11 protein-coding genes are annotated in these 13,157 nt (G+C 70.0%); all 11 read left to right on the top strand.

Annotation, left to right across the window (positions count from 1 at the left end; all coding sequences use genetic code 11):
- The first annotated feature begins 7 nt into the window (after positions 1–7).
- The 11 genes from J2W78_RS15580 (at position 8) to cueR (ending at position 13,115) form a co-directional block, all read left to right on the top strand.
- On the top strand, positions 8–1,189 hold the full coding sequence (locus tag J2W78_RS15580) for a class I SAM-dependent methyltransferase (protein WP_253371935.1): 1,182 nt from the start codon (positions 8–10) through the stop codon (positions 1,187–1,189).
- Complete coding sequence (locus J2W78_RS15575) at positions 1,189–2,217, top strand: Gfo/Idh/MocA family protein (RefSeq protein WP_253371933.1); 1,029 nt, start codon at positions 1,189–1,191, stop codon at positions 2,215–2,217. The genes J2W78_RS15580 and J2W78_RS15575 overlap by 1 nt, the downstream gene beginning before the upstream one ends.
- A gap of 119 nt (positions 2,218–2,336) precedes the next feature.
- A complete protein-coding gene (locus J2W78_RS15570; RefSeq protein WP_253371932.1) occupies positions 2,337–3,956 on the top strand; it encodes a YcaO-like family protein in 1,620 nt (539 codons plus the stop codon).
- Positions 3,953–4,846: a sugar phosphate isomerase/epimerase family protein gene (locus J2W78_RS15565; protein WP_253371931.1), complete on the top strand. Its 894-nt coding sequence runs from the start codon at positions 3,953–3,955 to the stop codon at positions 4,844–4,846. The genes J2W78_RS15570 and J2W78_RS15565 overlap by 4 nt, the downstream gene beginning before the upstream one ends.
- Positions 4,843–6,081 carry a glycosyltransferase family 4 protein gene (locus tag J2W78_RS15560; protein WP_253371929.1) on the top strand — a complete coding sequence of 413 codons (1,239 nt, stop codon included), beginning with the start codon at positions 4,843–4,845 and terminating at the stop codon, positions 6,079–6,081. The genes J2W78_RS15565 and J2W78_RS15560 overlap by 4 nt, the downstream gene beginning before the upstream one ends.
- A complete protein-coding gene (locus J2W78_RS15555) occupies positions 6,078–6,839 on the top strand; it encodes a PIG-L deacetylase family protein (RefSeq protein WP_253371927.1) in 762 nt (253 codons plus the stop codon). The genes J2W78_RS15560 and J2W78_RS15555 overlap by 4 nt, the downstream gene beginning before the upstream one ends.
- Entirely contained in the window at positions 6,823–7,449 is a 627-nt protein-coding gene (locus tag J2W78_RS15550) for a uracil-DNA glycosylase (RefSeq protein WP_253371925.1), read from the top strand. The genes J2W78_RS15555 and J2W78_RS15550 overlap by 17 nt, the downstream gene beginning before the upstream one ends.
- Positions 7,450–7,660: 211 nt before the next feature.
- On the top strand, positions 7,661–8,692 hold the full coding sequence (locus tag J2W78_RS15545) for a lysylphosphatidylglycerol synthase domain-containing protein (protein WP_253371923.1): 1,032 nt from the start codon (positions 7,661–7,663) through the stop codon (positions 8,690–8,692).
- 23 nt (positions 8,693–8,715) lie between these two features.
- A complete protein-coding gene (locus J2W78_RS15540; protein ID WP_253371921.1) occupies positions 8,716–10,008 on the top strand; it encodes an ATP-binding protein in 1,293 nt (430 codons plus the stop codon).
- A 195-nt stretch (positions 10,009–10,203) separates the two neighbouring features.
- Entirely contained in the window at positions 10,204–12,702 is a 2,499-nt protein-coding gene (locus J2W78_RS15535; protein WP_253371919.1) for a heavy metal translocating P-type ATPase, read from the top strand.
- Positions 12,699–13,115, top strand: coding sequence for a Cu(I)-responsive transcriptional regulator (cueR, locus tag J2W78_RS15530; protein WP_253371917.1), 417 nt, complete (start codon positions 12,699–12,701; stop codon positions 13,113–13,115). Before J2W78_RS15535 ends, cueR begins: the two co-directional genes overlap by 4 nt.
- Positions 13,116–13,157 lie beyond the last annotated feature (42 nt).

Below are 13,157 nucleotides of genomic sequence, written 5' to 3'. Positions count from 1 at the left end.
GAGGATCATGATCCCCTTCGATCTCCTTTCGCCGGAGACCGGCCACAGGCTCAAGGCCGACGGCGCGCATGCCCTGCGCGACGCCGAAACCGGAGCCCGCTGGCCGGTCATCGACGGCATTCCCTATCTTCGCACCGGCCGCGACAGCCTCGTCGCGGCGGCGCTCGACCATCTCGACGCCGACAGGGTGGAGGACGCGCTCATCCTCCTTCTGGCCGATCAGGACGATTGGTGGACCGGCCCGCCGGCCGACCCGGAGGCATTGCGCCGGCTGGTGCGGGAGCGCGAGAGCGCCTCCCTGCGGCAGGCCGTGGACTGGCTCGGCTGGGGCCGCGTCGGCGACTATTTCGTCAACCGCTGGACCGACCCGACCTTCCTGGCGGGACTGAGCCTGCTGGAGGCGCACTGGAACAGCCCGGTCTGCGTGTTCGAGCTTGCCTGCGGCATCGGCCATTACCTGCGCGAGTTGAAGCGCCGCGGTGTGAAGGTCGCGGGGGCGGACGTGGTCTTCGCGAAGCTCTGGGTCGCCCGGCACTGGGTGGTTGGCGAGAGGGCGCAGCTCGTCTGTTTCGACGCGTCATCCGCGCATTGGCCGATCCCCGAGGCGCCGGTCGATCTCGTGATCTGCAACGACGCCTTCTACTTCCTCGACGACAAGCCCGGCATCCTGTCCTGCCTGCGGCAGACCGCAGGAGAGGAGGGCTGGCTTGCCCTCAGCCACATCCACAACAGCGGACGGCCGGGCTTCTCGGCCGGCAAGGCGATCTCGTCGACTGAGATCGAGGAGCTGTTCCCGGACGGCCTCGTCTACGACGATGCCGAGTTGACCCGTGCGCTGGTCGAAGCCCGCGCACCGCAGCCCCGCGAGCCGCGCGACCTCCGGAGCTGCGAGGCATTCTCGGTGGTGGCCGGGCCCGGGATGCGCCCGGCGCCGCGGGCGATCGTCGACGGGATCACGCTGCCGCCGCCGGATGCGGCCCTGCAGCTCAATCCCCTCTACGTGTCCGATGAGGGCGGCTTCGCCATCCGCTGGCCGTCGGAGCGTTACGAGGCCGAGTATGCCTCGCAGGCGACCTATCCGCTGCATTCGGACGGCCCGAAGGCCATCGATTGGAATGGTAAGCCCAGCGCGTCGGAGGCGGCGCGAGTCCGCCGCCGCGAATACGTCGATCTGCCGGAGCGCTGGTGATGGTGGGAAGCGTCGGCTGGGGCATCGTCGGCTACGGCTGGGTCGCCCGCGACTACATGGCGCCGGGAATCCGCGCCGCGGGGCACCGGCTGATCGCCGTCGCCGATCCCGGCGCGACCTCGCGTGCGGCGGCGGAAGCGGAGGGCGCGCGGGCACATGCCGACCTCGCCGGGTTGATCGCCGAGCCTGAGGTCGAGGCGGTCTATGTCGCCACGCCGAACCATCTCCATCGCGGCGCGGTCGAAGCGCTCTGTGCCGCCGGAAAGGCGGTTCTGTGCGAGAAGCCGATGGCCGCCGCCCTCGCCGACGCGGAGGCGATGGCAGCGGCTGTGCACCAGTCCGGCGCCTTCTACGGCACCGCCTTCGACCAGCGCCATCATCCCGGCCACCGTGCCATGCGCGACCTCATCCGCGCGGGCCGGCTCGGCACGGTGACGGCGGTGCGCATCGTCTATGCCTGCTGGCTCGACCGGGCCTGGGCCTCGTTCCGGGGCCAGGACAACTGGCGCATCGATCCCGCCCAGGCGGGCGGCGGCGCGCTGATCGACCTCGCGCCCCACGGGATCGACCTCGTCGATTTCCTGCTCGGCGAGCCGATCACCGAGATCGCAGCCATGACCCAGGCCCGCGCGCAGGACTACGCCGTCGATGACGGCGCCCTGCTGATCGGCCGTACCGGTTCAGGCGCGCTCGCCCAGCTCAACGTCGCCTATAACTGCCCCGACGCCCTACCGCGCCGCCGGCTGGAGGTGGTCGGCACGAGCGGGATGCTGACCGCGACCGACACGATGGGCCAGACCGCGGGCGGTAGCGTCATCTTCACGAACGGTGCGGACGGCCGGGTCGAAGCGATCCCCTTCGACACGACGGCCTCCCCCTTCCTCGAACAGGTGCGCGCCTTCGGCCGCGCCCTGCGGGAACCGGACGAACGCGCCGCCTGGGACGCCGAACGCGACCTGCACACCATGCGCCTGATCGCCCGCGCCTACGCGGCGGCGGGCAGACCGGCCGGCCGCGACGCGGCCTGACAACGATCAATGGGAGGAGACCGTAGGATCCCACCCTCGCCCTCATCCTGAGGTGCGGCACCTTCGGATGAGGGGCAGGGTTGGAGACAGGACGGTCCGCCGCTGCTGATGGAACGGAAATGACAGCGACCGACGCCCTCGACCGGGACGACCGCGCCCACCACCCGAATCTGGCGGCGCCGCGCCCCTATCGCCGCGGCTCTTCGCGCCGGATCGAGGGGTTGCCCGCGCGGCTGCCCGATGTCGTGAAGGCCTATCTCGACATCCTGCCCGAGGGCCGGGTCGTCGGCTTCAATCTGGCGGGGCTCGACCGCACCGGCATCCCCGTCTGGTTTGTGGCGCTCTTTCTCGATGATCCGTTCTATGTCGGCGCCATGCCCTCAGGCATCGGCTACGGCGCGACCGACGACGAGGCCCTGATCGGCGCCGTGGCCGAGATCGCCGAGAATCTGATGCCGTCCGTCGCCCTGCTGCCGCGCAAGGGCGACAACCAAGCGGCCGTCACCTACGCCGACCTCGTGCGCGTCTACGGCGCATCCTCCGTCGCCGATCCGTTGACGCTGTGCCTGCCCGCCGGCTCGTCGGTGGGCCGCGAGACGCCGCTCGACTGGACCAAGGCGGTCCGCGCCCGAACCGGCGAGTCGGTGTGGATGCCCCTCGACATCGCTGCGACCGACTACTTCGAGTTGCGCGAGGGCTATCAGCCCTTCACCAACCTCATCACCAACGGCCTCGGCGCCGGGCCGGACGTGGATTTCGCGCTCGGCCACGGCCTGCTCGAGTTGCTCCAGCGTGACGGCAACGGTTTGCTGTTCCGGGCCCTCGACCAGGGTGTGATGCTCGATCTCGACGGGATCGGCCCCGAGACGCGTGGCATGCTTGACCGGCTGGAAAGCCTCGGCATCCGGGCGCTGCCAAAATTCGCCACCGACCAATTCGGGCTCACCAACCTCTACGTCGTCGGCTACGACATGGATCCGGCCCGCACACCCGCGCCGATCGCGCTCTCGGCCTGCGGCGAGGCCTGCGATCCGGACCGTGAGCGGGCACTGCGCAAGGCCCTGCTGGAGTTCCAAGCCGCGCGGGTTCGGAAAACCTTCGGCCACGGGCCGCTGGCGCTCGCCGACACCGTTGCGCCGCCCGGCTATGTCGAGTCCTTCATCCAGAAGGCATTGCCGAGCCTCGACCTTGAGGAGAGCCGCGCGCTCCAGGCGATGCTCGCTTGGCTCGACCTGTCTTCGGCCGAACTGCGTGAGGTTCTGAGCGGCACGGTCTATTCCGAGCGCAGCACCAAGGCATTCTCCGATTTGCCGACGACACCGGCTCCGGATGGGCACGCCCGCGGAAAGATCGCCCGTGACCGGCTGGAGGAAGCGGGCTTCGACGTTCTGTACGTCGATTGCACGCCGCCCGGCGGCGGGATCGGCGTGGTCAAGGCGATCGTGCCGGGGCTCGAAGTCGAGACCATGAGCTATTACCGGATCGGCGAGCGCAACGCGCAGAAACTGATCGAGCGCGATCACCCTCTAATCCGTTTCGGCACGCCGAGCGACACGCTGCTGCCCGTCCGCCTGACGCCGGAAGCCATCGAGCGCCTCGGCGGCCAGCCGCTCTTCGACGTGGCGCTGGCCGATGAGATCGTCGGCTCGCACTATCCGCTCTACCGCGAGCCGGAATCGCACCACGCGCCGTTCCGCTACGAGCGCCAGGGGCGGCGCGCCGATCGGAGGCCCGCATGAGCCTGCGCTTCGCCTACAACACGAACGGCACCGCCAACCACCGCATCGAGGACGCGATCCGCCTCATCAAGGATGCGGGCTACGACGGCGTGGCGCTCACCCTCGACATCCACCATCTCGACCCCTTCGCCGAGAATTGGGTGATCGAGGCCGATCGCATCGCCAGCCTCCTGAACCGGCTCGAACTCGGTTCGGTGATCGAGACCGGCGCCCGCTTCCTGCTCGACCCGACCGCTAAGCACGAGCCCACGCTCGTCACCGCCGACGCTTCGGGCCGGGCGCGGCGTGTCGGCTTCCTCAAACGGGCGATCGAGATCGGAAAGATCCTGAATTCCGAGGCCGTCTCGTTCTGGGCCGGCGTGCCGAAGCCGGGCGTGGATCACGGCGAAGCGCGGGGATGGCTGATCGAAGGGCTGCGCGAGGTCTCCGATTTCGCCGCCGAGAAGGGCGTCGTCGCCGCACTTGAACCCGAGCCCGGCATGCTGATCGAGACGCTCGACGATTTTGCCGCGATCGATCTGCCGGGCCTGTCGCTCGCCCTCGATACCGGCCACTGCCTCGTCACGGGGGAGCGTGATCCGGCCGCGGCCGTTCACGAATTCGCCCCGCGCCTCGGCACCGTGGCAATCGAGGACATGAAGCGGGGCGAGCACATCCACTTGCCCTTCGGCGAGGGTGACATGGATGTCCCCGCCGTTCTGGATGCGCTCGACGCGATCGGATTTCGGAAACTCGTCTGCGTCGAGCTTTCGCGCGAGTCGCACCGCGCCGACGTCATGGTCGGCCAGTCCCTCGACTATCTCCGCACCTGCCGCCGTCCCGGCCCCGGTCTTCCGATGCCGGACACCACACGGCGCGAAGCCACGATGCCCGGGCTGCCCACGTCATGAGAATCTGCTTCGTCAGCCGCCGCTACTTCCCGGCGATCTCCGGCATGAGCGTCTATGCGCAGAACCTCCTGCGCGAGGTGGCAGGGGCCGGCCACGACGTAACGATGATCTCGCAGTATCGCGGCGACGAATTCGGTACGCGGGTCTATGGCGGCGGCCCGCCGCCCGCCGTGCCCGGCGTTCACGTCATCGGCCTCGAACAGAAGGGCGAGCAGGAGGGCGGGGATTTCGAGCGCGACATCGATGAGATCGTCGCGACGATCGGCGCCGAGCATGCCAGAGAACCGTTCGACGTGCTGCACGCGCAGTACGGCTACCCGACCGGCTGGGCGGTGCTGATCGCAGGCAAGCGGCTCGGCGTGCCGACGGTCGTCTCGATCCAGGGCGGCGACGGCCACTGGGTCGGCTCCTGCTGCGAGACGCATCGCCGCGCGATGGTCGAGGTGCTGGCCCATGCCAACGCCCTGCTGATCGGCGGGCAATCCTTCCTCCGGGAAGTCTGCGACCGGCTCGGCTCCGATCCGAGCCGTTTCACCATCGTCCCCGGCGCCGTCGATACCGCGCGCTTCACCCCCGGCGAGCGATTTCAAGCCGAGCGCGAGGACGAGGAGCCGGTGCGGCTGCTGTACCATGGCAGGGTCGATCGCCGGAAAGGTGTGCTCGATTTCCTCGACGCGTTGGAGCGTCTCTGGGAAGCCGGCGTGCCGTTCGACGCGACGATCTCGGGCATCGGACCGGATGTCGAGTCCGCCCGCGAGAAGGCGGAGGCCATCGGTTTCACCTCGGCGCAGGTCCGCTTCACCGGTTACGCCGATTACGACACCGTGCCGGACCTGTACCGCGAGGCCGACGTGTTCGTCTCGCCGACCTATGCGGAGGGATTCTCGAACACGATTCTGGAGGCGATGGCCGCCGGGCTCGCGGTGGTCTCGACCCACTCCGTCGGGGTCTCGGATTGCCTGCGGGACGAAGAGAACGGCCTGCTGGTGAATCCCGGCGACGTGCGGGCTCTCACCGCCGCCCTTCGGCGGGTGGTGGAGGACGACGATCTGCGCCAGCGTCTCGCCGAGGCCGGCTTGGAGGAGTGCCGCCGGGTCTACTCCTGGACCGCCGTCGGCCGGCAGATCATGAATGTCTATGCACAGGTCGCCGGTGAGCGCCCTCACACGGATGTCCCGGACACGCTGCCGATCGACGCCGATTGCCGCTTCCGCAAGGAGCCGCACCTGCTGTGACGCGCACCGCACTCGCCATCTCGCCGCATCTCGACGATGCGGCCTTCTCGGCCGGCGGCACGCTGGCGCGGCTTGCCGCGCAGGGCTGGCAGGTCGTCATGGCGACGATCTTCACGGCCTCTGTCAGGGATCCGCGCGGTTTTGCCCTCGCGTGCCAGCTCGACAAGGGGCTGGCGCCGGAGGTCGATTACATGGCCCTGCGCCGCGAGGAGGATCGCGCGGCGGCCCGTGCGCTCGGCATCGACGAGCCGATCCACCTGCCGTTCCGGGAGGCGCCGCATCGCGGCTACGCGTCGGCGCCGGAATTGTTCTCCGAACTTGCCCCCGATGACCGGATCGGCCCCAACCTCGCCGATGCGTTCGAGCGGCTGGTGGCCGATACCGGGCCCGACCTGATCCTCGCGCCGCAGGCCGTCGGCGGTCATGTCGATCACGTGCAGGTCGTGCGCGCCTTTCGGGGCGCGCAGCCGCCCCTGCCGGTGCTGTGGTGGCGGGACTTCCCCTACACGGTGCGCAGTGCCGAGCCGAAGGAGCCGCTGCGGGCGATCTTCGAGCACCTGCCTGAGCAAGTGGTGCGCCTCGATTCGGAAGCGGAGGACCGCAAGGCGGAAGCCTGTGCCGCCTACGCGTCGCAGATCGGCTTCCAGTTCGGCGGACCGGAGGGCTTGCGCACGCGTCTCTCTGCCGAGAACGGAATCGAACGCTTCCGCTTGCAGGGCCGGGTGCCGCCGGATCTGCGCGATGCCGGCTTCGCCTGACGCGCCGAGGAGCCTGCGCGATCCCGCCTGTCTCGACGCGCGCCGGGCGATGGCCGACGCGCCGCATGTCCGGCCGCTGCGTGCCTTCGCTCGAACCATCGCCGCCGAGCGGGGTGCGGCCGTACCCGATCCCGATCCACTCGATGGCGGCGTGGAGGCGCGGCTGCTCCTGCTGCTCGAAACACCGGGCCCCTCGATCGGCCAGACCGGCTTCGTCTCCCGCGACAATCCGACCGGCACCGCCGCCAACCTGTTCCGCTTCCTCGGCCAAGCCGGGATCGCGCGGCGCGACACGCTGATCTGGAACGCCGTGCCCTGGGTGATCCACGCGCCCGGCGCGCTCAATCGCGCGCCCCGCCGGTCGGAAGCGAGCGCTGCCACGCCTTACTTCGCACTGCTGCTCGCGCTCCTGCCGCGGCTCGCGGTGGTCGTCCCGGCCGGGCGCTTCGCGCGGGAGGCGTCGGCGCCGCTCTCCGCCCTGCGGCCGGAGCTGCCCGTGGTGGCAATTCCCCATCCGAGCCCGACCTATGTCTGCACCGCGCCTGCCGTGCGCGAGCGCATCCTGGCGGGTTTGGCAAAGGCAGCCGCGCATCTCGCTGCGGCGCCGTGACGGTCGGGATGGCGTGATTTCGGCCGCATTCCCGGTGCAGGGCATCCCCGTGCCGGTGGCCGCTCGCTGGCCTTTGGCGGTCGAAGCCCCTAAATGCCGCGGGGGCGGTTCGGGATCGACACCGCCCGGGACGACCCGCGCCGAATATACCCTGCGGTCGACCAGCGGAGGCGGACACCGTTCTCACATGAAACCTGCCGGGAAGCACAGGATGGTCACGGAGGCCGAGCCGGCCGACGCGGACCGCGAGGCTGATGCTGGATCGAAGACGGCATCGAAGCGCGGGCGCTATGCCTGGATCGGCACGATCGCCAGCCTCGTCCTGATCGTCGCCTCGCTCGGCGTTCTGTGGAAGCTCTCGGAAGAGATCAGTTGGGCCGCGCTGCAGGCGGCCTTCACGGCGGTGGCCGCGACGCAGCTCAGCGAAGCCTTCCTGTTCGTGGCGGTCAGCTACCTGTTCCTGACCTGCTACGACGCGCTTGCCCTGCGCCAGCTCCGGATCAAGCTGCCCTACCGCATCACGGCGCTCGCCTCCTTCACGAGTTACGCCGTGAGCTTCACCCTCGGCTTCCCGCTCATCACCGCGGCGACGATCCGCTACTGGATCTACTCGAAGCGCGGGTTGTCGGCGGCCAAGATCGCCGCACTGACGGTGATCGCCGGCTTCACCTTTTGGCTCGGCATGGGCGTGGTGCTCGGCTTCAGCCTCATCATCGAGGCGGGCCAGCTCGCGAGCCTCACCTTCAAGAGCATCGGCGTCAACACCACCGCGCGCCTCAATCAGATCCTCGGCTTCGGTACGCTCGGGCTCGTGCTCGGCTATCTCGCCTGGGTCTCGGTGAAGCGGCGCTACATCAAGGTGCGCCACTGGCAGCTCGAATTGCCGGGCGCTACGGTGTCGTTCAGTCAGATGGTGGTCGGCATCGGCGATGTCTGCGCGGCGGCGGCCGTGCTCTACATGCTGATGCCCGAGGGCATGAACTTGCCCTTCACAACCTTCCTGGCGATCTACGTGCTCGCGGCCATGCTCGGCATCGCCTCGAACGCGCCGGGCGGGATCGGCGTGTTCGAGGCGACGATCCTGCTCGCTCTGTCCTACCTTCCGCGCGAGTCGGTTCTCGGCTCGCTGCTGCTGTTCCGGGTCTGCTACTATCTCGTTCCCTTCGCCCTCGCCCTGCTGATGCTCGGCATCTACGAAGGAACGCAGCGTCTGCGGCGCCGGGCGGCCGCGAACGACCCGTGATCCGGCCGGTTCCCTAGCCCGGCATGTCGAGCAACCCGGCCCGCCCCCTGTGGCTCGGCGTCACCCTGGCCGTGGCCGTGATAGTGTTTGCGGAAGCGGTCGGCGGTACGGTCGATGCCGCCCTGATCATCTCCGCCAGCCTCGCCCTTCTCATCGGCGGGATTCTCGGGCGCCGCGGGCAGGGGCCGGTTCTCCAGCAGTCCGAGGCGGGTCCGCCGCGCCGCCACACCATCGCCGAAGCGCTGCTGGCGAACATCCCCGACCCCGTGATCCTGGTCGATCGCCGGGTGGTGGTGATGGAGGCCAACCCGGCCGCCCGGCGGCTCCTGCCGGGGCTGAAGCTGCGCCACCCGCTCTCCTTCTCCCTGCGTGCGCCCGATGTGCTCGATGGCATCGAGGAGGTGCTGCGCACCGGCTCGGCCGTGCGGACCGAGTACGCGACCCGTGTGCCGACCGAGCGCGCCTTCGAGGTGCAGATCGGCGCCCTGCCGATGTCCGATATGCCCGGCGGCGGCGAGGCCAACGTCGTGCTGTTCCTGCGCGACCTCACCGAGGCACGCCGCCTGGAGGCGATGCGGGTCGATTTCGTCGCCAATGCCAGTCACGAATTGCGCACGCCGCTCGCAGCCCTTCTCGGCTTCATCGAAACCCTACAGGGGCCCGCCCGAGATGATGCCCGCGCCCGCGAGCAGTTCCTCGGCATCATGCAGACCCAGGCCCAGCGCATGACCGGGCTGATCGACGACCTGCTCTCGCTCTCGCGCATCGAGCTGCACGAGCACGTCGTGCCGACCCAGATGGTCGATTTCGGCCGCATCGCCCGCCAGATGGTCGACATGCAAGCGCCGCTCGCCCTCAAGCGCGGCGTCGCGTTGAGCGTCGAGCGGCCCGACCTTCCGCTTCCGGTGCTCGGGGATCGCAACGAGTTGCTGCGCGTCATCGAGAATCTCGTCGAGAACGCGGTGAAGTATGGCGGCAGCGGCGGCGTGGTCGTCGTGTCGCTCCACCGCGTCGAGGAATTGGATGGGCGGGGGGCCCGGATCGAGCTGCGGGTGCGCGACGAGGGGCCGGGCATCGCGGCCGAGCATATCCCGCGGCTGACCGAGCGCTTCTACCGCGTCGATACGGCGTCGAGCCGGCAGCAGGGCGGAACCGGTCTCGGGCTTGCCATCGTCAAGCACACGCTCAATCGCCACCGGGGCAAGCTCATCATCGAGAGCGAACCGGGGCATGGCACTACGGTGCGGGTGAGCCTGCCGGAGCATCGGCCCAACGCCGAGGGGGCGATGCCGGACGAACTGCCCGTACGGGATTGACGGCAGGGGAACGGTGCGCGCTCGGCTCCGTTTGCGGGGAGGAGCCCTTCGATGCTGTGCCGGCCACGACGGCATCGGCCGACGCGCAAGACGTGTCGAAAAATATAGGGAAGCATAGGCGCTTTCAGTGCCCTGAGAGCCTGGGGCGCCTCGCCCCTTGACCTTCCCATCATGGGAAGGCCTATCTGAGCTGGCATGGAAACGATCCTCGACCCCCTGACCATGCAAACCGCGCCGGCCGGTGCGCAGAGGCCGTCCCGCCTGACCCTGCCGGTCGAGGGGATGAGCTGCGCCTTCTGCGTCGGACGCGTCGAGCGGTCGCTCCGCGCGCTGCCCGGCGTGACCGACGTCGCCGTCAATCTCGCCACCGGCCGCGCCGGCCTTGCCCTGCCCGATGGCATGCCGCCCTCGCGGGCGGTCGAGGCGATCCGCGATGCCGGCTACGACGTGCCGGAATCCGTCTCCGCCGTCACCGTCGAGGGAATGAGCTGTGCCTCCTGTGTCGGACGCGTGGAGCGCGCCCTCATGGCGCTTCCCGGCGCTGCCTCGGCGAGCGTAAATCTTGCCACGGGCCGGGCGGAATTGCGCCACGCCGCCGGCACGGTCTCCATCGGCGATGTCGAAGCGGCAGTGCGGCAGGCCGGCTACGAGGCGCACGCGCTCGGTACGGCCGCGGATGCTTCGCACGCGGATCGGCAGGAGCGGGAGGCGACCGCACTCCGCCGCAACCTGGTCGTTGCCGCCATGCTGTCGGTCCCCGTCGTCGTTCTCGACATGGGGAGTCATCTGCTGCCGGGCTTTCACCATGCGGTGACGGGTGTGCTCGGCGCAGGCGGCTTCGCCTGGATGCAGGCGGTGCTCGCGACCTTGGTCCTGGCCGGGCCCGGCCGGCGCTTCTTCCGAATCGGTGTGCCGAACCTGCTGCGCGGCCATCCCGACATGAACGCCCTCGTCGCGCTCGGCGCCGGCGCGGCCTATCTCTTCTCGCTGGTCTCGACCGTCGCCCCGTGGTGGCTGCCGGCCGGGTCGGCGCATCTCTACTTCGAGGCGAGCGTCCTCATCGTCACGCTGATCCTGCTCGGGCGCACCCTGGAGGCCCGTGCCAAGGGCCGGGCCGGCGCGGCGATCGCGCGGCTGATCGACCTCTCGCCCAAGACGGCGCGGCGGGTGGAGGAGGCGGGCGAGCGCGAGGTGCCGGCTGCCGATCTCAGGATCGGCGACCGGGTGCGCGTGCGCCCCGGCGAGCGCGTACCGGCGGACGGCGTCGTCGCGTCGGGCGCTTCCTTCGTTGATGAGAGCATGATGACCGGCGAGCCGGTGCCGGTCGAGAAGGGCAGGGGCGCCCGCATCGTCGGCGGCACCCTCAACACCACCGGCAGCTTCGACTTCACCGTGGACCGTATCGGCGCCGACACCGCACTGGCGCGGATCGTGCGGATGGTCGAGGAGGCACAAGGGGGCAAGCTGCCGATCCAGGCGCGGGTGGACCGGGTCACCCTCTGGTTCGTACCCGCTGTCATCGCCATTGCGGTCCTGACCTTTCTGGCCTGGCTCGCGTTCGGGCCTGCTCCGTCGCTCGGTCATGCCCTGGTCGCGGCGATCTCCGTGCTCATCATCGCCTGCCCCTGCGCCATGGGGCTGGCGACGCCGGTCTCGATCATGGTCGGCACCGGCCGGGCGGCGGAGCGGGGCGTTCTGTTTCGCCAGGGCGCCGCGCTGCAAGCGCTGCGGGACGCCCGCGTCATCGCCCTCGACAAGACCGGCACGCTGACCGAGGGCCTTCCGCGTCTGACCGATCTCGTCACCACGCCCGGCTTCTCCCAAGAGAGCGTGCTGGCCCTCGCAGGCGCCGTCGAGGCGCGCTCCGAGCATCCGGTCGCCCGCGCCATTTCCGCGGCGGCGCGGGAGGCCGGGGCACTGCCCGAGGCTGAAGCATTCGAGGCAGTGCCGGGTCATGGCGTCTCGGCCCGGGTCGAGGCACGGGCGGTGGCGCTTGGCAACCGCCGCTACATGGAACGGCTCGATGTAACGACCGCTGCGCTCGAAAGCGAGGCTGCCCGTCTCGCTCAGGAGGGGAAGAGCCCGATCTTCGCCGCTGTGGACGGACGCCTCGCGGCCGTGGTCGCGGTAGCCGATCCGGTCAAGCCGGAGGCGCGCGCGGCTCTCGATGCCCTGCGCGCCCGCGGCCTCACCGTAGCGATGCTGACGGGGGATGCCCGCCCCACCGCCGAGGCGGTCGCCCGGTCGCTCGGCATCACCGAAGTCGAGGCCGAGGTGCTGCCCGAGGGCAAGGTCGCGGCCTTGCGCCGCTTGCGCGAGGCTCACGGATCGGTCGCCTTCGTCGGCGACGGCATCAACGATGCGCCGGCTCTCGCCGAGGCCGATATCGGCATCGCCATCGGTACGGGCACCGACATCGCGGTGGAGAGCGCCGACGTCGTGCTGATGTCCGGCGCGCTTACCGGGCTGGTCGAGGCAGTGGTCCTGTCGCGTGCGACGCTGGCCAATATCCGCCAGAACTTGTTCTGGGCGTTCGCCTATAACGCGGCGCTGATCCCAGTCGCCGCCGGTGGGCTCGCGGCGTTCGGCGGTCCGCAGCTCTCGCCGGTGCTCGCGGCCGGGGCGATGGCGCTCTCCAGCGTGTTCGTCGTCGGCAACGCGCTACGCCTCAGGCGGGCGGGGTGCAGCGCATGAGCGCGCCCTCCGTCACCATCGGCGAGGCGGCCCGCGCCAGCGGCGTCTCAGCCAAGATGATCCGCTACTACGAGGAGACGGGCCTGCTCGGCCCCGCGGGGCGGACCGCCGCCGGCTATCGCGTCTACAGCGAGTCCGACCTGCACGCGCTGCGCTTCGTGCGCCGCGCCCGCGACCTTGGTTTCTCGATGCGGGAGATCGCCGATCTCCTGGCGCTCTGGCACGACCGCTCCCGCGCCAGCGGCGCCGTCAAGGCGGTGGCGCTCGACCATGTCGCCGACCTGCGCCGCCGCATCGGTACGTTGGAGGCGATGGCCCGCACCCTCGAACATCTGGCCGAGCGCTGCTGCGGCGACGACCGGCCGGACTGCCCCATCCTCGACGATCTGGCGGGAGGAGCCGACGACCGGTGAGGCTTGGCCGTTGACCCGGTGTTGGCCTTCTGCTTGCTGGGA

The organism is Methylorubrum extorquens, assembly GCF_024169925.1.
GTDB lineage: Bacteria > Pseudomonadota > Alphaproteobacteria > Rhizobiales > Beijerinckiaceae > Methylobacterium > Methylobacterium extorquens_A.
This window is presented reverse-complemented; position numbering and strand designations above follow the sequence as displayed.